At 63.9% G+C, this 21,339-nt stretch carries 17 protein-coding genes; 13 read left to right on the top strand and 4 right to left on the bottom strand.

Annotated elements, in window-relative coordinates; translation table 11 throughout:
* The first annotated feature begins 87 nt into the window (after positions 1-87).
* The 11 genes from AC1RZR_RS01540 (at position 88) to AC1RZR_RS01490 (ending at position 11,239) form a co-directional block, all read left to right on the top strand.
* Entirely contained in the window at positions 88-1,890 is a 1,803-nt protein-coding gene (locus AC1RZR_RS01540) for a DNA polymerase III subunit gamma/tau (protein WP_481827435.1), read from the top strand.
* 30 nt (positions 1,891-1,920) lie between these two features.
* Positions 1,921-2,244 (top strand): YbaB/EbfC family nucleoid-associated protein, encoded by a 324-nt coding sequence (locus AC1RZR_RS01535; RefSeq protein WP_013527931.1) that lies wholly within the window; start codon positions 1,921-1,923, stop codon positions 2,242-2,244.
* A 19-nt stretch (positions 2,245-2,263) separates the two neighbouring features.
* On the top strand, positions 2,264-2,671 hold the full coding sequence (locus tag AC1RZR_RS01530; protein ID WP_477272638.1) for a hypothetical protein: 408 nt from the start codon (positions 2,264-2,266) through the stop codon (positions 2,669-2,671).
* Positions 2,672-2,802: 131 nt separating this feature from the next.
* Complete coding sequence (locus AC1RZR_RS01525) at positions 2,803-3,735, top strand: cell wall hydrolase (RefSeq protein WP_481827434.1); 933 nt, start codon at positions 2,803-2,805, stop codon at positions 3,733-3,735.
* A 102-nt stretch (positions 3,736-3,837) separates the two neighbouring features.
* Entirely contained in the window at positions 3,838-4,443 is a 606-nt protein-coding gene (gene recR, locus AC1RZR_RS01520) for a recombination mediator RecR (RefSeq protein ID WP_481827433.1), read from the top strand.
* Between the two features lie 29 nt (positions 4,444-4,472).
* Positions 4,473-5,735 carry a lytic murein transglycosylase gene (locus AC1RZR_RS01515; protein ID WP_481827432.1) on the top strand — a complete coding sequence of 421 codons (1,263 nt, stop codon included), beginning with the start codon at positions 4,473-4,475 and terminating at the stop codon, positions 5,733-5,735.
* A 260-nt stretch (positions 5,736-5,995) separates the two neighbouring features.
* Entirely contained in the window at positions 5,996-7,639 is a 1,644-nt protein-coding gene (locus AC1RZR_RS01510; protein ID WP_477272646.1) for an ABC transporter substrate-binding protein, read from the top strand.
* A gap of 18 nt (positions 7,640-7,657) precedes the next feature.
* The gene (locus AC1RZR_RS01505; protein WP_477272648.1) at positions 7,658-8,719 is read left to right on the top strand and encodes an ABC transporter permease; all 1,062 of its coding nucleotides are present in this window, start codon (positions 7,658-7,660) and stop codon (positions 8,717-8,719) included.
* Complete coding sequence (nikC, locus tag AC1RZR_RS01500; protein ID WP_477272650.1) at positions 8,716-9,636, top strand: nickel transporter permease; 921 nt, start codon at positions 8,716-8,718, stop codon at positions 9,634-9,636. The genes AC1RZR_RS01505 and nikC overlap by 4 nt, the downstream gene beginning before the upstream one ends.
* Before the next feature lie 26 nt (positions 9,637-9,662).
* Entirely contained in the window at positions 9,663-10,496 is an 834-nt protein-coding gene (locus tag AC1RZR_RS01495) for an ABC transporter ATP-binding protein (RefSeq protein ID WP_481827431.1), read from the top strand.
* On the top strand, positions 10,493-11,239 hold the full coding sequence (locus AC1RZR_RS01490; RefSeq protein ID WP_481827430.1) for an ABC transporter ATP-binding protein: 747 nt from the start codon (positions 10,493-10,495) through the stop codon (positions 11,237-11,239). The genes AC1RZR_RS01495 and AC1RZR_RS01490 overlap by 4 nt, the downstream gene beginning before the upstream one ends.
* A 207-nt stretch (positions 11,240-11,446) precedes the next feature.
* On the opposite strand, the gene AC1RZR_RS01485 is transcribed toward AC1RZR_RS01490, so the two are convergent.
* Genes AC1RZR_RS01485 through AC1RZR_RS01475 form a run of 3 tightly spaced genes read right to left on the bottom strand, consistent with a single transcriptional unit; the run spans position 11,447 to position 16,754 of the window.
* Positions 11,447-14,548 (bottom strand): efflux RND transporter permease subunit, encoded by a 3,102-nt coding sequence (locus AC1RZR_RS01485; RefSeq protein WP_481827429.1) that lies wholly within the window; start codon positions 14,546-14,548, stop codon positions 11,447-11,449.
* On the bottom strand, positions 14,548-15,603 hold the full coding sequence (locus tag AC1RZR_RS01480) for an efflux RND transporter periplasmic adaptor subunit (protein ID WP_481829184.1): 1,056 nt from the start codon (positions 15,601-15,603) through the stop codon (positions 14,548-14,550). The genes AC1RZR_RS01485 and AC1RZR_RS01480 overlap by 1 nt, the downstream gene beginning before the upstream one ends.
* Positions 15,604-15,620: 17 nt before the next feature.
* The gene (locus AC1RZR_RS01475) at positions 15,621-16,754 is read right to left on the bottom strand and encodes an efflux RND transporter periplasmic adaptor subunit (protein ID WP_481827428.1); all 1,134 of its coding nucleotides are present in this window, start codon (positions 16,752-16,754) and stop codon (positions 15,621-15,623) included.
* A gap of 241 nt (positions 16,755-16,995) precedes the next feature.
* Between AC1RZR_RS01475 and AC1RZR_RS01470 the strand changes: the two genes are divergently transcribed.
* Positions 16,996-18,273: a 4-aminobutyrate--2-oxoglutarate transaminase gene (locus AC1RZR_RS01470; RefSeq protein ID WP_477272662.1), complete on the top strand. Its 1,278-nt coding sequence runs from the start codon at positions 16,996-16,998 to the stop codon at positions 18,271-18,273.
* 9 nt (positions 18,274-18,282) lie between these two features.
* Here the strand turns inward: AC1RZR_RS01470 and AC1RZR_RS01465 are convergent, their stop codons facing one another.
* Positions 18,283-19,536, bottom strand: a complete 1,254-nt coding sequence (locus AC1RZR_RS01465) for an NAD(P)/FAD-dependent oxidoreductase (RefSeq protein ID WP_481827427.1) — start codon at positions 19,534-19,536, stop codon at positions 18,283-18,285.
* Between the two features lie 451 nt (positions 19,537-19,987).
* Here AC1RZR_RS01465 and AC1RZR_RS01455 point away from each other — a divergent pair, with 451 nt between their 5' ends.
* Positions 19,988-21,280 (top strand): imelysin family protein, encoded by a 1,293-nt coding sequence (locus AC1RZR_RS01455; RefSeq protein ID WP_481829182.1) that lies wholly within the window; start codon positions 19,988-19,990, stop codon positions 21,278-21,280.
* Positions 21,281-21,339 lie beyond the last annotated feature (59 nt).

Below are 21,339 nucleotides of genomic sequence, written 5' to 3'. Positions count from 1 at the left end.
GACATTGACGACGCATTGCAGCGCGGGCGAGACTATGCGCAGGAATAGGCCGCCTTCGGGCGCGGTTATTTGGAGCTTTACGGGCGAATGAGCGAAGCCGGAAATTCGGGAACGGACAAGGCCGCCGCCTATCGTGTGCTGGCGCGCAAATACCGTCCTTCGAACTTCTCCGAGCTGGTCGGCCAGGAGCCGATGGTGCGCACCCTCACCAACGCCTTTGCCACCGGCCGCATTGCACAGGCCTGGATGCTGACCGGTGTGCGCGGCGTCGGCAAGACCACGACGGCGCGCATTCTGGCGCGTGCGCTCAACTACAAGACCGCCACATCAGACCAGCCGTCGGTCGAGCTTGCCGTGCTCGGCGAGCATTGCCAGGCGATCATGGAAGGCCGTCATGTCGACGTCATCGAGATGGATGCCGCCTCGCACACCGGCATCGACGATATCAGGGACATCATCGAGCGCGTGCGCTACGCTCCGGTGTCGGCCCGCTACAAGGTCTATATCATCGACGAAGTGCACATGCTTTCCACCCAGGCCTTCAACGGCCTGCTGAAGACGCTGGAAGAGCCGCCGCCGCACGTCAAGTTCATCTTCGCCACCACCGAAATTCGCAAGGTTCCGATCACCGTCTTGTCGCGCTGCCAGCGCTTTGACCTCAGGCGCATCGACGCCAGCGCACTGGTTGCGCACCTCTCCTCGATTTCGGCCAAGGAAGGCATTTCGGTCGACGACGACGCGCTGGCGATGATCGCCCGCGCCGCCGAGGGCTCGGCCCGTGATTCGCTCTCCATCCTCGATCAGGCGATCGCGCATGGCGCGGGCAGTGTCAGCGCCGACGCGGTGCGAGCGATGCTGGGGCTGGCCGATCGCGCCCGCATCGTCGACCTGTTCGAACATGTAATGCAGGGCGATGTGGCGGCAGCGCTTGGGGAATTCCGCGCGCAGTATGACACCGGCGCCGATCCGGCCGCCGTGCTGACCGACCTTGCCGAGTTCAACCACCTCGTCACCCGGCTGCGTTTCGTGCCGTCGGCCGTCGACGATGCGGCGCTGTCGCAGGACGAGCGCCAACGCGGCGCGGATTTCGCCAGGACGCTGTCGGTCAGGGTGCTGTCACGGACGTGGCAGATGCTGCTCAAGGGCATCCCCGAGGTGCAATCCTCCAACAGGCCCGTGAGTGCCGCCGAGATGGTGCTGATCCGGCTGGCGCACGCCGCCGACCTGCCGACGCTGGACGAGGCATTGAGATCGCTAGAGGGTGCGGCGCCAGTTCAAAATAGCGCGTCGCGCCCCAATGGCGCGCCCACGGGGTCCGGCAATGGTGGCGGCGCCAGCGCGGTTACACAAAGCCGTATGCCATCCGGGCCAGGCGGCGCGCAGACCATGCGGCTTGTCGAGGCCACACCCGCCCCTGTCGCCTTCGTCGCACCCCCTCAGCCGGTGCTGGAGACGCAGCAGGTTCCGCTGAAATCGCTGGCCGACATCGTTGCCCTTGCCGACTCGCAGCGTGACATCGCCTTCAAGGTGTTGGTTAAGAGCTGCATCCGTCTCGTGCGCATCGAGCCCGGCCGCATCGACGTCGGTCTGACCGCTGATGCGCCCAAGATGCTGCTCAACGACCTGACGACGAAGCTGCGCGCCTGGACCGGCCGCAGCTGGCTGGTCTCGCTGTCGAAGGAGGAGGGCGGCCAGACGCTCGCCGAAATGGAATCGACCAAGCGCGAGACCGCCTTCCTCGACGCCAAGAGCGATCCGACCGTTGCCGCCATTCTGGCGCGGTTCCCCGGCGCCAAGATCATCGACGTGCGCATTCCCGACGCGCCGGAAGCCGATACGGCCGAGGCCGAAGTGCCGGTCGAGCCGCCGGCGGACGACGACGAGACCTGACCACAGCACGAATCCGCAAAGGACCCGACCATGAAAGATCTTCTCGGCCTGATGGGCAAGGCGAAAGAAATGCAGGCCAAGTTCCAGGCCATGCAGGATGAGATCGCCACGTTGGAGGCGTCCGGCCAGGCCGGCGGCGGCCTGGTCAACGTGACGCTGACCGGAAAATTCGAGATGAAGTCGCTGAAGATCGACCCGTCCCTGTTCAAGGAAGACGATGTCGAGATCCTGGAAGACCTGGTGCTGGCCGCCCACAATGACGCCAAGACCAAGGTCGAGCAGATCATGCAGGAAAAGACCAAGGCGCTGACCGCCGGCCTGCCGATCCCGCCAGGAATGAAATTGCCCTTCTAGCGTTCAGCGGCAGCGTGCCATGACCGAAGAGCCCTCCGAAAGACTGATCGAGCAGCGTGTCCGCAACAGGATCTACGAGGTCCTGGAAATCCTGGCCGATTGCGACGCCGGTGTCGATCTTGTCGGCATCAAGGGCTACTTCGACCTGTTTGAGGATTACGTGCATCGCCCGTCGATCGAGGCCGGCACGTCGGCGCTGTCGAAGGACGAGCGCGTCATCGTGCTCGAGATCGCCGAATTCCTGGAGGCGGCCGGCGAGACAAATCCGGACTTCACCAAGGCCGAATTCATCGAAAGCGACTGGCCGGGAAAGATCGCTCCAACCGCCAGGGACGCACTGGTGTTGTTCCTCAGACGCGGCCTGTTTTCGGAGAAAGTCGAAGAGCTTGAACCTGGCCAGCCGGCCGCGATACCGGCTGGGCGGTAACCGGGAAAAGCCACGCAACTGTTCCAATTTGGCAACAGTGCCTCATTAATAACGTTTTAGCCATCATTTTGCCTGAAAGTGTCTCATTCTTGCCGCAGCCTGGGGGCGGGCATCGAAATGAGGGTTACCTGTTGATTGTCATGCGATGGAAGACGCCGCTGTTGCTCGGCGCCGTCATTTCACCCCTGTTTTTGGCTGCCTGTAGCCAGACCACCTCACACGGCATGTCCGTCGCCAGCCTGACCGACGCCATCACGCCGAATTTCCTGAGTTCGCGCTCTTACAGTCACACGCCGAAGGACAAGGAATGCCTGGAGCGGGCGATGTTCTTCGAGTCCAACCGGTCGAGCCGCGACGGCATGATCGCGGTCGGCACGGTGGTGATGAACCGGCTGCGCTCAGGCAACCACGGCAGCACCATCTGTGAGGTGGTGGGCGAGCGTGGGCAGTTCGCGCCCGGCGTCATGACCCGGCCGATGAATTCGCGGGCGATGCCCGACGTCGAGGAAGCCGCCGATGCCGTGCTCAAGGGCGAGCGCAAGGCCAAGCTGAAGAACACGATGTATTTCCACACCGCCGGGCTGCGCTTCCCCTACAGGAACATGCATTACACCATGGTCGCGGGCGGCAATGCCTTCTACGAAAAGCGCGGCCGCAACTGGCAGCCGCTGCCGGATGAACCGCAAGTCGCCGTCGCCTCGGCAGCACCCGAAATGGTGAAGCCAGCCGCGCCAGTGACGCTTGTCGCTTCCGCCGAGCCGGTGCGTCCGGCCAAGCCGGCGACAGGTCGGTCCTTACCTGCGCAACAGACCTACATGACCGCCTCGGTCGCGCCGACCGCGAAATCCGCGCGCGTCTCGCTGGAGCCGACGGTGGTGGCGATGCAGGAGCCGATGGAAGAACCGGATGCCGCCCGTTTTGGCGGAACTCTGGCCAAGCCGGTCATCTCCTCGGTTGCGAACGCGCCGCAAGAGGCGGCGATGGGGTTCCAGTCGACGCCTGAGAACACCGACGCCATCGGCGCGATGATCGTCAGCCAGGGCCGGCCGCTCGAAGCCAACTGATTTGCAGTCCATGGTCCGCCCCATGGGTCCGCAAGTGCAATATGGCGGCTCATGCGGTCGCGGGATGTTCCAAAGCGCTCTGAAAAATCCTAGATCAGAGCGATGTCCAAGCGAATCGCCGGTCCCGAGATCGAACGCCTGATCCAGCTCCTGGCCAAGGTGCCGGGCCTGGGTCCCCGTTCGGCCAGGCGCGCGGCACTGCATCTGATCAAGAAGAAGGAGCAACTGCTGTCGCCGCTCGCCGCCGCCATGGCCGAGGCGGCCGACAAGGTGCGCATCTGCTCGACCTGCGGCAATGTCGATACGGCGGACCCCTGCATGATCTGCACCGATCCGCGCCGTGACGCCGGCACCGTCATCGTCGTCGAGGACGTCTCCGACCTGTGGGCGCTGGAGCGGGCGGCAGCGATGAATGTGCGCTATCATGTGCTCGGCGGCACGCTGTCGCCACTCGACGGCATCGGCCCCGACCAGCTCAACATCCGCTCGCTGATCGACCGCGTCGCCGGCGGCGAGGTCAGGGAGATCATCCTCGCTGTCAACGCCACGGTCGAGGGTCAGACCACCGCGCATTACCTCACCGACCAGCTGTCCGGATTCGACCTCAAGGTGACACGCCTGGCGCATGGCGTGCCGGTCGGTGGTGAGCTCGATTATCTCGACGAAGGCACGCTGGCCGCGGCGCTGCGCTCCCGGACGGCGTTTTGACGCAATTGGCGGAGAAGGATGCTCCTGAGATGACTGCATTCCTTCGCGCCCCGCTCTACCAACTGGCCATTGCGATTTTCCTCGCAATCCTTATCGCCCTGGGCGTCGCAGCTCCCGCCTCCGCCGCAAAGATCGACGATCAATTCCGCGTCTGGCTGCAGAATGATCTGTGGCCGCTAGCCAAGGCGAAAGGCATCTCCAAGAAAACCTTCGATGCCGCTTTCGACGGCGTCAAACCCAATTTGAAGCTGCCCGATCTGGTGAAGCCGGGCGAGAAGGCGACCACGCCGCAGAAGCAGCACCAGGCCGAGTTCGGCTCGCCCGGCGCCTATTTCGCCGAGAAGACCATCGGTGCGGTGGCCGCTGGCGGCCGGGCGCGCGAGGCCGCCAATGCGAGGACTATTGCCGCGATAGAGAAGCGCTATGGCGTGCCGGGCGAGGTACTGCTGGCGATCTGGGGGCGTGAGACTGGCTTCGGCGGGGCAAAAATGCCCTATGACGCCTTCGAGGTGCTGGGCACCAAGGCGTTCATGTCGACCAAGAAGGACTTCTTCCGCACCGAGCTATTGGCCGCGCTGGAAATCGTCGAGCGCGGGCTGGCCCCGGTCGGTGCGATGAAATCATCCTGGGCTGGTGCGCTCGGCCAGCCGCAATTCATGCCGACCTCGTTCCTGAAACATGCCGTCGACTTCGATGGCGACGGCCGCGCCGACATCTGGAATTCGACGCCGGACGTGCTGGCCTCGATCGCCAACTATCTCGTCCACTATGGCTGGGTGAGGGGGCGTGGCTGGGGTTTTGAGGTGACCGTGCCGGAGACGGTCTCCTGTTCGCTCGAAGGTCCGGACCAGGGCAAGAAGATTTCTGAGTGGGCGGCGATGGGCATCAAGCGTGTCGGCGGAAAAGCGTTTCCGGCAAGCGAGCTGAAGGCCGAAGGCTTCCTGCTGATGCCGGCCGGACGCAGCGGGCCGGCCTTCATCGCCACGCCCAATTTCTACGTGCTGAAGGAATACAACACCAGCGACCTCTATGCGCTGTTCATCGGTCATGGCGCCGATCGCATCGCCCATGGCGACAGCAATTTTACCGGCAGCTGGGGCGCGGTCGGTGGGCTCTACCGGTCAGACATCGCCGCTTTGCAGCGGGCGCTGGAGGCCAAGGGCTATGATGTCGGCAGCGCCGACGGCCTGCCCGGCTTCAAGACCCGCCGCTCGATCGGCAAGTGGCAAGCCAAGAACGGTCGCGCCGCCACCTGCTTTCCCGATGCCGGGCTGGTCACTGCGCTCAAGTAGCTCTGAAATTAGCAGATTTTTCCCGATTAGCGGCCTCAATTAGCCGGCGCATGCATCGACTCGCCACAGCGCATTCTGGTCCAATAAGCTGTCTTGCAAATGCTCGTTGCCGACTGGAAGACCTCCGAATAGATGTTGACCAACTGGACAAAAACCGCAACGTTAAGGGGTCGGAGGGCCGTTGATCGGCGCCGAAAAGAATTCTGCAAACCTGAGCCGGGAACTCAGGTCAACAAACAACAAAACAGGGAACAATCACAATGATGATGGAAAAGTTCGCTCTACGCTCTCGCATCTTGCTCGCGGGCGCAGCCATGTCCGCGCTGCTTCTGGCCGGCGCCCCAGCTGGCGCGGTCACACCCGCCGACACGCTGGTCGAAGGTTTCGCCATCGACGACATCATCTCCATGGATCCGGGCGAGGCGTTCGAACTCTCGACCGCCGAGGTCACCGGCAACACCTACGATCTGCTCGTCCGTCTCGACCTCAGCGACACCTCCAAGGTCAAGGGCGACCTCGCCGAAAGCTGGACCGTTTCCGACGACGGCCTGACCTACACCTTCAAGCTCAAGCCCGGCCTGAAATTTGCCTCGGGCAATCCGATCACCGCGGCCGACGTCGCCTATTCGTTCGAGCGCGCCGTCAAGCTGGACAAGAGCCCGGCGTTCATCATCGGCCAGTTCGGCATCAGCGGCGACAACGTCACTGACAAGGCCAAGGCGGTCGACGACACCACCTTCCAGTTCACCGTCGACAAGGCCTACGCGCCGAGCTTCGTCTTGAACTGTCTGTCGGCAACGGTCGCGTCGGTCGTCGACGCCAAGCTGGTTAAGGAACATGTCGCCGCGGTGACGCCGAGCGCCGACTACAAATGGGACAATGACTTCGGCAATGCCTGGCTGAAGACCGGCTATGCCGGCTCGGGCGCTTTCAAGCTGCGCGAATGGCGCGCCAACGAAGCCGTCGTCATGGAGCGCAACGACAACTACTTCGGTGAAAAGGCCAAGCTCGCCCGCGTCATCTATCGCAACATGAAGGAAAGCTCGGCCCAGCGCCTGGCGCTGGAAGCCGGCGACATCGACGTTGCCCGCAACCTCGAGCCGAACGATCTCGACGCCATCGCCAAGAACGCCGATCTCACCACCACCAGCGCGCCGAAGGGCACGGTCTACTACATCAGCCTCAACCAGAAGAACCCGAACCTCGCCAAGCCCGAAGTGCGCCAGGCGTTCAAATATCTGGTCGACTATGATGCCTTGAGTTCGACCATCCTCAAGGGCATTGGCGAGATTCACCAGACCTTCCTGCCCAAAGGGGTTCTGGGTGAACTCGACGAGAATCCGTTCAAGCTCGATGTCGCCAAGGCCAAGGAACTGCTGGCCAAGGCCGGCCTGCCCGACGGCTTCAGCGTAACCATGGACGTACGCACCGGCCAGCCGACAACCGGCATGGCGGAATCGATCCAGCAGACGCTGGGCCAGGCCGGCATCAAGCTGGAGATCATTCCAGGCGACGGCAAGCAGACCCTGACCAAGTACCGCGCCCGCAACCACGACATCTATATCGGCCAATGGGGCCAGGATTATTTCGATCCGAATTCCAATGCCCAGACTTTTGCCTCGAACCCCGACAATTCGGATGCAGCCAAGACCAAGACGCTGGCCTGGCGCAACGCCTGGGACATCCCGGACCTGACCAAGCAGACGGAAGCAGCCCTGCTTGAGAAGGACGCGGGCAAGCGCGCCGATATGTACAAGGATCTGGAGAAGAAGATCCTCGACACCAGCCCCTTCGTCGTCATCCACCAGCAGCTGGAAGTGGCTGGCCTGCGCAAGAACCTCAAGGGCTTCGCCCTCGGCCCGAGCTTCGACAGCAACTTCGTCGGGCCGGTTTCCAAGGAATAGTGCCCGCGGACGCGCCGCATGAGCGCGGTTGAAAACGAGGGCGGGCGCGGCAGCGCCCGCGCCGTCGCCTTTGCATCATCGCTCGGCCGGTTTCTGGTCATCGCGGTCACGACCTATCTTGGTCTGCTCGCGGTGACGTTCTTCATCGGCCGTGTGATCCCGATTGATCCGGTGCTGGCGGTGCTCGGCGATCGGGCGCCGGCCAATGTCGTCGAGCGCACGCGCCGCGAGATGGGGCTGGATCTGCCGCTGGTCGAGCAGTTCTACATCTATGTGAAAAATGCCCTGAACGGCAATTTCGGCACCTCGGTGCTGACCACCAATCCGGTCATGACCGATATTCGCCGTGCACTTCCGGCAACGACGGAACTGGCGACGCTGGGAACGCTGATCGGTGCGCTGTTCGGCGTGCCGCTTGGCGTGCTGGCCGCGGTCAGGCGCGGTAGCCTCATCGACCAGATCGTGCGGATCATCGGGTTGATCGGCTATTCCGTGCCGATCTTCTGGCTGGGACTGCTGGCGCTGGTGCTGTTCTATGCCAAGCTGCAATGGGTGGCTTTCCCGGCCCGGCTTGACGTCGTCTATGAATACACCTTCACGCCGATCACTGGTTTTTATCTCCTCGACTCCGCTATGCAGGGGCAGTGGGACGTCTTTTATGATGCCTTCCGGCACATCATCCTGCCGGCCTCGCTGCTCGGCTATTTCTCGCTCGCCTATATCAGCCGCATGACGCGCTCGTTCATGCTCAACGAACTGTCGCAGGAATATATCGTCGCGGCGCGCGCCAAGGGCCTGTCGGAAACCCGGATCATCTGGGGCCACGCGCTGCGCAACGCCGCTGTGCCGATGGTGACGGTGATCGCGCTATCCTATGCCGGCCTGCTCGAAGGCTCGGTGCTGACCGAGACCGTATTCTCCTGGCCGGGCATCGGCCTCTACATCACCAATTCGCTGCAGAACGCCGACATGAACGCGGTACTCGGCGGCACCATCGTCATCGGCTCGGTGTTCATCGCCATCAATCTTCTCTCCGACCTGCTCTACCGTGTGCTTGATCCGAGGACCAAGACAGGATGAGCACCGAGACAATCCAGACCCGCCGCGACTGGCTGCTCAGCGAGCGGCCGGCGTCGCGCATGCAGGCAAGGCTCGGCCGCGCCTACGTGGCGTGGCGGCGCTTTTCCGCCAACCGGCTGGCGTTTCTCGGCCTGCTCATCATCATTGCCCTGCTGATTGTTGCCGCCCTTGCCGGCGTGTTGGCGCCCTACTCGCCGACATTTGGCGACCTCAAGGGCTCGCGCCTGCTGGCGCCGAGCGCTGAGCACTGGTTCGGCACCGACGACCTTGGCCGCGATATCCTTTCGCGCATCCTCTATGGCTCGCGCTGGACGCTCTACGTGGTCATCCTGGTTGCCATCATCGCCGCACCGATCGGCCTGCTTGTCGGCACCGTCGCCGGCTATGCCGGCGGCTGGACCGATGCCATCCTGATGCGCATCACCGACATCTTCCTCGCCTTCCCCAAGCTGATCCTGGCGCTGGCCTTTGTCGCGGCCTTAGGCCCCGGCATCGAGAATGCGGTGCTGGCCATAGCCATCACCTCATGGCCGCCTTATGCGCGCATCGCGCGCGCCGAAACGCTGACCGTGCGCAATTCCGATTACATCAAGGCGGTGCAATTGATGGGCGCCTCGCCCTTCCGCATCGTGCTGCGACACATCATGCCGCTCTGCATATCCTCGCTGATCGTCCGGGTGACGCTCGACATGGCCGGCATCATCCTGACCGCTGCCGGCCTCGGCTTCCTCGGCCTCGGCGCGCAGCCGCCGCTGCCGGAATGGGGCACCATGATCGCGTCGGGCCGCCGCTTCGTGCTCGATCAGTGGTGGGTGGCCGGTGCACCGGGCTTTGCCATCCTCATCGTCAGCCTCGGCTTCAACCTGCTCGGCGATGGCCTGCGCGACGCGCTCGATCCCCGCAGTGGTGACCAATGAGCGGTGACCCCAATCGGCAGCGATCAATGAGCACGCTTCTCGATGTCGAGAATCTCAGCGTCACCTTCCCGACCCGCACCGGTATTGTCGAGGCGGTTCGCGGGGTCTCCTTTTCGCTTGGCCGCGAACGGCTTGGCATCGTCGGCGAATCCGGCTCCGGCAAATCGCAGACTGGTCGCGCCATCATGGGGCTGACGCCGCCGCAGGCCCGGATATCCGCCAACAAGCTTGCCTTCGACGGCATCGACCTGCTCAGCGTCTCGCCACGCGAACGCCGGGCGTTGCGCGGAAAACGCATCGCCATGATCCTCCAGGATCCGAAATATTCGCTCGACCCGGTGATGAGCATCGGCCGCCAGATCGTCGAGACGCTGCGCACGCATGAAAAGGTCGGCAAGGCCGAGGCGCGCGACCGCGCGCTGGCGATGCTGGAGGCGGTGCAGATCCGCGATCCCTCCCGCGTCTTCGACCTGCATCCGCATGAAGTGTCCGGCGGCATGGGCCAGCGCGCCATGATCGCCATGATGCTGATCGCCGGGCCGGAAATGATGATCGCCGACGAGCCGACCTCGGCGCTCGACGTGACCGTGCAGCTCGACGTGCTCGGCATTCTCGACAGGCTGGTCAGCGAGCGCGGCATGGGGCTGATCTTCATCTCGCACGACCTGCGCCTGGTCTCCTCCTTCTGCGACCGCGTCATCGTCATGTATGCCGGCAAGGTGGTCGAGCAGCTCAAGGCGTCCGAACTCGGCCGCGCCCAGCATCCCTACACGCGCGGCCTGCTCAACTGCATGCCCAAGATCGGCGCCGACCGCCATCCGCTGCCGGTGCTTGACCGCAAGCCGGAGTGGGCGGCATGACAGCAGCGATTGCCGTCGACAGGCTGGAAGTGATCTTCGACCGCTTTCGCGCGCTGAAGGGCGTCAGCCTCGACGTGCAGCCGGGCGAATCCTTCGGCCTGGTCGGTGAATCCGGTTCCGGCAAATCGACGCTGCTGCGAGCCATCGCCGGTCTCGCGCCGGTCGCCTCGGGCAGCATCACAGTCAATGGCAAGAAGCTTGGCGTGCGCCGCGACAGGGCCTTTTACCGCGAAGTGCAGATGGTTTTCCAGGATCCGTACGGCTCGCTGCACCCGCGCCAGACCGTCGACCGCCTGCTGCAGGAGCCGCTTGCCATCCATGGTTTTGCCGACGGCGAAAAGCGTATCCAGCGGGCACTCGACGAGGTCGGTTTGGGCACCGGATTTCGCTTCCGCTACTCGCATCAATTGTCGGGTGGCCAGCGCCAGCGTGTGGCGATCGCGCGCGCGCTCATTCTCGAACCGTCGATCCTGCTGCTCGACGAGCCGACCTCTGCGCTCGACGCCTCGGTGCAGGCGGAAGTGCTCAACCTCTTGGAAGAGGTCCGCCGGCGCCGCAAGCTGACCTTCCTGATGGTCAGCCACGACCTCGCCATCATCACCCATATGTGCGAGCGGTTGATGGTGATGCAAAGCGGCGAGGCGGTGGAGAATCTCGCGGCAAGCGACCTTGTCGAGCGCCGCGTGACCAAGGATTATACGCGCAATCTGCTCAGGGCGAGCGACGGGTTTGTGAGGGCGTAGCAGAACTTTCTACATCGCGCGCTCTTTCGCGCCCCCCTCTGGCCTGCCGGCCATCTCACCCCACGAGTGGGGAGATCGGCGGCTCCGGCGCTCCGCTCACACGTTGATAACTAGCGAAAGCGGAGATGACAGCCAATCTCCCCCTTGTGGGAGAGACGTACGGCAGGACAGAGGAGAGCGCCACCGCTACCCTTCTCGCAACTGCCCTCAGGCTGTCCCGCCTTCCGGGATTGCGTCGCCAGTCGGTGCAGTGTTGTCCGACGCCGGCTTAGGCTCCTTGATCCTGAACCACGCCACATAGAGCGCCGGCAGGAACAGCAGCGTGATTGCGGTGCCGGCGATGATACCGCCCATCATGGCATAGGCCATCGGTCCCCAGAAGACCTCACGCGCGATCGGGATCAGCGCCAGGCTCGCGGCCGCTGCCGTCAGCGCAATCGGCCGCATGCGGTGCTCGGTCGCCTCGATCACGGCCGCCCAGCGGTCCTTGCCTTCGGCGACCAGGTCCTCGATCTGCACGATCAGGATGACCGAGTTGCGGATCAGGATGCCGATCAGCGCCAGCACGCCGAGGATGGCGACGAAGCCGAGCGGCGCGCCGCTAGGCACCAGTGCGGCCACCACGCCGATCAGGCCGAGCGGCGCCACAGCAACGACCAGGAACAGGCGCTGGAAGCTCTGCAACTGCACCATCAGGATGGTCGCCATGACGAACAGCATCAGCGGCACGACGGCGGCGATCGGTCCCTGGCTTTTAGCGCTTTCCTCGACCGAGCCTGCGGTCTCTACCGAATAGCCCGGCGGCAGCTTGGCGATGAAGGCATCGACGGCTGGCTTCAGTTCATTGACCACGGTCGCCGGCAGCGTGTTGCCGACCAGTCCGGCGCGCACGGTGATCGTCGGAATGCGGTCACGCCGCCACACCGTCGGCTGCTCCAGCTCGTAGCGGAAGTTGGCCACCGCCGCGAGCGGGATCGCCTCGCCGGTGCTGGTCGGCAGCTGCATGTTCTGCAGCGTCCCGATCGAGCCGCGTTCGGCATCGCGCGAGCGCGCCACGACGTTGATCAGATAGGTGGCGTCGCGCACCTGCGTGATGGTGACGCCGCCGACCGTGCTGTTCAGCGCGCTGGCGATATCGGAGGAGGTGATGCCGAGCTGGCGTGCCTTGTCTTGCAGCACGTCGACCCTCAGCACACGCTGCGGCTCGTTCCAGTCGAAGGTCGGCGCGGCAAGCTTCGGATTGGTCGAGATGAGGCCGGCGAATTGCTGCGCCAGGCCGCGCACCGTCTGGATGTCAGGACCGCCGACGCGGTACTGCACCGGGCGGCCAACCGGCGGACCGAGCTCGAGCGGCTTGACGAAGGCATCTGTGCCGACGAACTCCTCGCGCAGCAGCTTCTCCAGTAGCGGCTTCAGCCGGTTGCGCGCCTCGATGCTCTTGGTGACGATCACGGTTTGGCCGAAATAGGGATTGGCCGGTTGCACATCGAAGGCGAGCAGGAAGCGCACCGCGCCCTGTCCGATATAGGAGCTGAAATGGTCGATGTCGGGGTTGCCGGCCAGCGCGCGCCCTTCGAAACGCTCGATCTGGTCCCGCGTCTCGGTGACAGACGAGTTCTGCGGCAGGTTCCAGTCGACGATCAGCTCCGGCCGGTCAGAAGGCGGAAAGAACTGCTGCTGGACGAGGCCGAAGCCGGCTATCGAGCCGGCAAACAACAGCACGGTGGCGATGATGGTCAGCCAGTGATGCCGCACGGAGCCGAGCAGCACGCGCCGGAACAGTGACGTGAAGCGGCCCGGCTGGTCGTGGTGCTTCGTCTTCATTGTCGCTGGAAGAATTGTGACGCCGAGTAGCGGCGCAAACAGCACTGCCACGATCCATGATACCAGAAGCGATACCGCGATGACGACGAACAGTGTGAAGGTATACTCGCCGGCGGCGCTGTTGTTGAGGCCGATCGGGATAAAACCGGCGACCGTCACCAGCGTACCGGTCAGCATTGGGAAGGCAGTCGATGTGTAGACGTAAGTCGCCGCTTTGCGCAGATTGTCGCCGACCTCAAGCCGCGCCACCATCATTTCGACCGCGATCATTGCGTCGTCGACCAGGAGGCCGAGCGCAATGATCAGCGCCCCCAGGGAGATGCGCTGCAGCGAGATGCCGAGATAGGCCATGACCGTGAAGGTGATGGCCAGCACTAGCGGGATCGACAGCGCCACGACGAAGCCGGCGCGCATGCCGAGGCTGATGAAGGACACAGCGAGCACGATGGCGACGGCCTCGAACAGCGCGCGCGTGAAGCCCGAGACGGCCTCCTCGACGATGACGGGCTGGTCCGCGACCAGATGCACGCCGACGCCGACCGGCAGGTCGGCCAGCACCTTGTTCATCTCCGTGTGAAGCGCCTCGCCGAACTGCAGCAGATTGGCGTTGGGCTTCATGCCGATGGCCAGCGCGATGGCGTCCTGGCCATTGAAGCGGAACAGCGCCGTCGGCGGATCGACATAGCCGCGCGTGATCGTGGCAACATCGCTCAGCCGGAAGAAGCGGTCGTTGACGCGCAGATTGATGGCACGCAGGCTCTCTTCGGAAGTGAACTGGCCACCGACGCGCACGCTGATACGCTCCGGTCCGGACTCGATGACACCGGACGGCGTGATCGCGTTCTGCGCTTGCAGGCTAGCCACGATCGCTTGCTGGTTGAGACCAAGGGCAGCGATCTGGCGGGTCGAGAATTCGAGATAGATCGCCTCGTCCTGCGCGCCGACGAGATCGACCTTGCCGGCATTCGGTACGGTCAGGATTTTGGTGCGGACGTCCTCGACATAGTCGCGCAACTGGCGCGGCGTCAGCCCGTCCGACGTGAAGGCGTAGATGTTGCCGTAGACATCACCGAAGCGGTCGTTGAAGAATGGTCCCTGCACACCTTGCGGAAACTGGGCCCTGATGTCGTTGACCATATTGCGCACCTGAATCCAATTCGGCACGACATCGCGCGCCTTGGTGGTGTCCTTCAGGTTGACGAAGATGACGGTCTGGCCGGCGGAGGTGACGGATCTGGTGAAGTCGAGGCTGTCGAGCTCCTCGAGCTTCTTCTCGATGCGGTCGGTCACCTGCTGCACGGTCTCCTTGACCGACGCGCCCGGCCAGTTGGCCTGGATAATCATCGTCTTGATGGTGAAGTTGGGGTCTTCCTCACGACCGAGATTGAGGTAGGAGAAGATGCCGGCCACCACGAAGACCAGCATGAAGTACCAGACCAAGGAGCGGTGGCTGAGCGCCCAGTCGGAGAGATTGAAGCCCTTCATCAGACGCCGCCCTCCGGCACTTTGACCTTCTGGCCTTCGCTCAGGCTGTGGACGCCGGCGGTGACGACGCGCATACCGGCTTCCAGCCCTTCGGCGACGGTGAAGGTAGCGGCGCCCTTGGCGGTGACCTTGATTTCCTTGGCGTTGACGCTCGATGTCTGCGGATCGACGACCCACACCTTGTCGACGCCGTCCCTTTCAAGCAGTGCTGACATTGGCAATTCTATCGTCGGCGCAACCTTGGTCACGCGGGTCGCCGTCACTGTCGAGCCGAGTCGGAAGGCTTGCGGCGGGTCGGTGAGCGTCAGCCGCACGCGGCGCGTGCGGGTCGAGCCTTCGGCCTGCGGCGCGATCTCGCGCACCTTGGCCTCGGTCTGGATCGTCGGCAGCGATTGCAGGATGACCTGGAATGGCGTGCCAGCCGTGAGGTCACCGATCAGCTTGTCGGGAATATCGACCACCGCCTCGCGCAGGTCCGAGCGCGCCACCGTGACGACCGTCTGGCCAGGCGAGACCGTCTGGCCGACCTCGGCGCCGGTGGCGGTGACGACGCCGTCGAAATCCGAGAACAGCCGGGCGTAGCCAAGCTGCTCCTGCGATTTGGCAAGCGAGGCCTTGGCCCGTTCAACGCCGGCCTCCGCCGCTTTCCGCGCCTGCTGCGCGGAATCGAAGACCGCTTGCGAGGTGTTGGCGGCGGCAAGCAGCTGGCGCTGGCGCTCCTCGCTGGCTGCGGCGTTGGCGAATTGCGCCTCGGCATTGGAGAGTTCCGCCTTGGCGGCCTGGGCGGCCAGCTCCAGTGCGGTCGGGTCGAGCGCGGCGATCGTCGTGCCCTTGCTCACGATGTCGCCGACATTGACGTCGCGCGACACAACCCGGCCAAGCAGGCGGAAGGCGAGGTCGGCACTGACCTGCGGCTCGACCGAGCCGGCAAAGCCGAAGGTCTGGGTTGTGCGCGGCTCGATGACCACCGACAGCACTGGCCGGATGATCTCGGGCGGCTTTTCCTCGGACTTCGAGCAGGACACGAGCGTGCCAAGTGCAAATAGGCCAAGCATAAGGTGCGGCAGCCTTCTCACTGGCCCGCTCCCGATATCTCGACCGTTTGCCCGGGACTGAGCAACTGCCCGCCTGCGGTAACGACGCTTTGGCCTTCGTTCAGCCCGCTGGCGATGACGACCGTGCCTGAATCGAACGCCAGCACCTCGACCGGCGCCGTCGCAACCGCCCTGGTCGAGGGGTCGACGACCCAGACAGCCGGTTTGCCGGCACTGGCGGTCAGCGCCTGCCAGGGCAACAGGATAACCTTCACCGGCCTGGCGCTGACCGAGCCGATAACAGCTCCTCCCAGAGGCATGCCGGCGGGCGTGTCGGGAATGGCAACCTTAACCCGGATCGAGCCCGAAGCCGGATCCACCGCTGGCGAGACTTCGCGCACCTTGCCCACGGCCTTCACCTGCGGGTCGGACAACAGCGTGATCGTCACCGCCGGCGATGGCGCCGTTTTGGCGACCAATGTTTCCTGGACATTGAACACCGCGTCGCGATCGCCGTCCTCAGCGACGGTGAAGACGGTCTGCGCCGCCTGCACCACCTGACCGGTTTCGACCTGGCGGGCGGTGATGACGCCGGCGGCACCCGCCTTGAGCTCGGTGAAGGACAGGTTCTGCTGGGCGTTGGTGAGTGCGCTCTGTGCGGCATCGAGACTACCTTGCGCCACTTTCAGCGCCTGGTCGGCGGCGTCATAGTCGCGCCTGGTGGTAAAACCCTGGGCAAGTAGCGTCTTCTGCCGCTCGAAGGCGGCTGCGGACTGGGTCAGCTGTGCCTGCGCGGCGTTAAGATCGGCCTGTGCCGAGCGCAAATCGGACTCCTGCTCCTGCGGATCGATGCGGGCGAGCATGGCACCTTGATTGACATGCTGGCCGACATCGACCAGCCGCTCGGCCACGCGGCCGCCGACCCGGAATGACAGATTGTTCAGCGTGCGCGCCGCGATCACGCCGGTCAGCGAGGTCCTTGGCGAGAAGTCTGCGATCGCCACGGTCTCGGTGCGCACCAGGATCGGCAGTTTGTGTTCGGCCGCCTCCTGCCTTTGGCAACCGGCAAGCAGCAGGCTCGCTATCGCGCAGACAAGGATCGAGGTGTTTCGAAACGGCAAAAGGCTGGGGAGCGATGATTGCAAGGCGGACGATGTCGCGTTCCTGCTCATGGCTTCCCCTGCCTGCTTGGAACGCTCCCCACTGCGGAGCCCCGCGGGCCGTCCGAAGATAATCGATCCCGGGGAAAAGGGAACCTCTCCCGTACGCGTATCGGTCGACTGGTCGAGGCTGCGGCGTGCGACAGGCCCAATTGCCTGTTGACGGTGCCGACTTGAGGAAAACGTGAAATAAGGTCAGAAGACGTGTCAGCGACATCAAACAAGAACGGGCGCCGGCCCGATGAGGGACACCATGAAGAATTCAGCCATTTCGGAGCGCAAGAACCAGTCGATCTCACGCGGCGTCGGCATGACCACGCAAATCTATGCGGACCGGGCTGAAAACTCGGAGATCTGGGATGTCGAGGGCCGCCGCTACATCGACTTCTCGTCGGGCATCGCCGTCGTCAATACCGGTCACCGCCATCCGAAGGTCATCGAGGCGGTCAAAGCGCAGCTCGATCGCTTCACCCACACCTGCCACCAGGTGGTGCCCTATGAGAGCTATGTGCGGCTGGCCGAACGGCTGAACGCCATGCTGCCCGGCAAGTTCGAGAAGAAGACGATCTTCGTCACCACCGGCGCCGAGGCGGTCGAGAACGCCGTCAAGATCGCCCGCAACGCCACCGGCCGCCCAGCGGTCATCGCCTTCGCCGGCGGCTTCCATGGCCGCACCTTCATGGGCATGGCGCTGACCGGCAAGGTCGTACCCTACAAGGTCGGCTTCGGCGCCATGCCGGGTGACGTCTACCATGCGCCGTTCCCGGTGCCGCTGCACGGTGTATCGGTCGCCGATTCGCTGGCCGCACTCGACCGCCTGTTCAAGGCCGATGTCGACCCGGCCCGGGTTGCCGCCATCATTATCGAGCCGGTGCAGGGCGAGGGCGGCTTCTACGACGCGCCGCGCGAGTTCCTGATCGCGCTGCGCAAGCTCTGCGACCAGCACGGCATGCTCTTGATTGCCGACGAAGTGCAGACCGGCTTTGCCCGCACCGGCAAGATGTTTGCGATGGATCACCATGAGGTGGCGGCCGACATCACCACCATGGCGAAAAGCCTGGCTGGTGGTTTCCCCCTGGCCGCGGTCACCGGCCGCGCCGAAATCATGGATGCTCCCGGCCCCGGCGGGCTCGGCGGCACCTATGGCGGCAGCCCGATCGGCGTTGCCGCTGCCCATGCCGTACTCGACGTGATCGAAGAGGAGAAGCTTTGCGATCGCGCCAACACGCTGGGTGCAAGGCTCAAGCAGCGGCTGCAGTCGATCCGCGACGACGTACCCGAGATCGTCGATATCAGAGGCCTCGGCTTCATGAACGCCGTCGAGTTCAACGACGTCAAGAAAGGCCTGCCGTCGGCCGAGATCGCCAATGCAATCAGGCTGAAGGCGCTCGACAAGGGCCTGATCCTGCTGACTTGCGGCGTCTACGGCAACGTCATCCGCTTCCTTGCGCCGATCACCATCCAGGACGGCGTCATGAATGAGGCGCTCGACATTCTGGAAAGCTCGATCCGCGAAGTCTGCGCCGCCTGATCGGCGGCGTTACCCAGCCGCTGTGGCTGGCACGTTCTCGAGGAAAGCGGCCAGCGCCGCTTTCAGGCCTTCGGGGCCATCCGCGATCGTCTGCGGCGTCGGCGAAAAACCGGCGCCGAGCATCTTGCGGCCAAGCATATGGTCGCCGGGGCGATTGACGGATTCGATGCCGAGCAGCCGGTCGCCGGCATAGTGGTAGATGGAGAACTTGTTGTCGGGCAGGTCGCCCAGCACGACGTGATTGTCGCCGCCGGCGGTCAGGCCGACCATCTGCAGCTTCATGTCGCCGATGTCGGACCAGAACCATGGCACCGCCGAATAGGCGTCGGCGTGGCCGACAATGGTGCGTGCGGCAAGCCGGGCCTGGTCGGTGGCGTTCTGCACCGATTCCAGCCGCACATCGCCGCCGGTGAACCAGTGTCGGTAAGAGGCCGCGTCGCCAATGGCGAGAATTTCCGGCACCAAGCTGCGCATCTGGTGATCGACGCGGATGCCGTTGGCGACAGCGAGGCCGGCGTCCTGCGCCAGTTCGACATTCGGCACGGCGCCGATACCGACGATGACCATGCGCGCCGGCAGAATTTCACCTGACGAGGTGACCGCGGCCACGACATGGCCTTTTTCGCCCTCAAGCCGCACAATGCTGGTGCCGGTAAGGATGCGCACCCCGGTCGCTTCCAGCCTTTGGCGGACATGGCTCGCCACGACCGGCGCCACGGCGCGGCCGAGCAACCGGTCGAGTGCTTCGACAACCGTCACCGTACGCCCGGCCGCCCGCAGTGTGGCGGCGATCTCCAGGCCGATGAAGCCGCCGCCGAGGATGACGACCTCGTCGCTCTGCGCGCTCAACTCGCGGATCAGCCGCGCATCGGCCAGCGAGCGCAACGACACCACGCCGGACAGTTCAGAGCCGGGCAACGGCAGTGTGCGCGGGCGCGAACCGGTCGCCAGGACCAGGTGGTCAAAGGCAAGTGTCGCGTCGCCGGCGATGTCCAGTCTGCGACGACCGGCATCGATACGGTCGATCCTGATGCCTGGCCGGTAGTCGATGGCGCTGCCTGTGTAGAAGGCTTCGCCGCGCAACGGTTGCGGTTTGGCCGCGGCATCCTTGATGAACGTCTTCGACAGCGGCGGTTTGTGGTAGGGCAGCTCGCTCTCGTCGCCGACGAGGATCACCGGTCCGTCATAGCCTTCCTCGCGCAGACTTGCAGCCGCTTGCACGCCCGCATGACCCGCGCCGACAATGACCACACCGTTCTTCATGGCATTCCAATCCCGACTCGATTCTAGGACGTCTCGCCAAGTGGCAATTGTCTGGCGCCGCCGCAAGAGAGCTTTTGCGGGTCGCACCCGGAATGGTGGCTGTCAATCGCACAGTTCACCGGCGAGTCCCGGTGCAGGTCGATGCATAAAGTTGACAGTCGTAGTTTAGAATAATTCTAAACTGTTGTTTCAATTGATTTTTCTTGCCGATCTCCATTGACTTCCGGCGGTGTCGAAGCTTTATGGAGGCTCGCGCATTGGCGCATCCCTTTGATGTCTGGGCCTTGAACCCTTTCGATTGGAGGCATTTCGGTGTCTTTCTTCCGCAGACCACGCCTTGTCGTGGCCATTTTTTTTGCCGGATGGCGCTGCCCTGCCCGACTTGGTGCAGGCCGCCCGTTGCCGCCCCCTATTTCAGTGAATTCCTGAGGAGATGACAGTCATGAGAGCGATGATAACGGCACGGTATGGCGGCAGGCTCGCCGCGATCGGCGCCACGGCCCTGCTGACGGCGGCGGTGTTCGTGCTGCCGGCCAAGGCGGGAACCGATGCGAAGGCGGTCATCACGACCTATGCCGACATCGCGCTGGCCAAATACGAGGATTCGCTGACCACCGCGCAGGCGCTAGACAAGGCGGTCGACGCCCTGCTCGCCAAGCCGTCGGTGGAGACCCTCAACGCCGCCCGCGACGCCTGGAAGGCATCGCGCGTCCCCTACCAGCAGACCGAAGTCTATCGTTTCGGCAACAAGATCGTCGACGACTGGGAAGGCAAGGTGAACTCCTGGCCGCTCGACGAAGGGCTGATCGACTATGTCGCCAAGAGCTATGGCACCGAATCGGATGCGAATTCGCTCTATACGGCCAATGTGATCGCCAACAAGGAAATCGAGATCAATGGCAAGAAGGTCGATGCCACCAACCTGACGCCGGAATTCCTCTCCGGCACGCTGCAGGAAGCCGGCGGCGTCGAGGCCAATGTCGCCACCGGCTATCACGCCATCGAGTTCCTGCTCTGGGGCCAGGACCTGCACGGTACCGGTCCGGGCGCCGGCGAGCGCCCCTATACCGATTACGATCTCAAGAATTGCACCGGCGGCAATTGCGATCGCCGCGCCCAATATCTGAAATCGGCCAGCGACCTTCTGGTTTCCGACCTTCAGGAGATGGTCGGAAACTGGAAGGAAGACGGCGCGGCGCGCAAGAACCTCGTCGATGGCGAGCCGAACACCGCCATCTCGACGATCTTCACCGGCATGGGCTCGCTGTCCTACGGCGAACTCGCCGGCGAACGCATGAAGCTCGGCCTGCTGCTGCATGATCCGGAAGAGGAGCATGACTGCTTTTCCGACAACACCTATAATTCGCATCTCTATGACGCCATCGGCATCCGCGCCGCCTATCATGCCACCTATACCAGGCTCGACGGCACCGTCGTTTCGGGGCCGTCGGTCGCCGATATGGTGAAGGCGGCCGATCCGGCAATCGACAAGGAACTGTCGGACAAACTCGATGTCACGGTCGCCAAGATGGAAGCGATCAAGGCGCGGGCACTGGCCGGCGAGGCTTATGACCAGCAGATCGCCGAGGGCAACACCGAAGGCAACGCCACTGTGCAGGCGGCAATCGACGCTCTGATCGACCAGACCAAGTCGGTCGAACGCGCCGTTGGCGCCCTGAAGCTCAATGCCATCGCCTTCGAGGGGTCCGACAGCCTCGACGCACCCGACAAGGTGTTCAAGTAAGCGTCGACAGGCTGGGGCCTGACCGAAGCTGGACATCGGCTTCGGATTGGGCTCCGGCA

The sequence above is a fragment of the Mesorhizobium bavaricum genome, from assembly GCF_056781655.1.
Note: the sequence above shows the minus strand (reverse complement) of the source record. Positions and strands in the feature narration are given on the sequence as shown.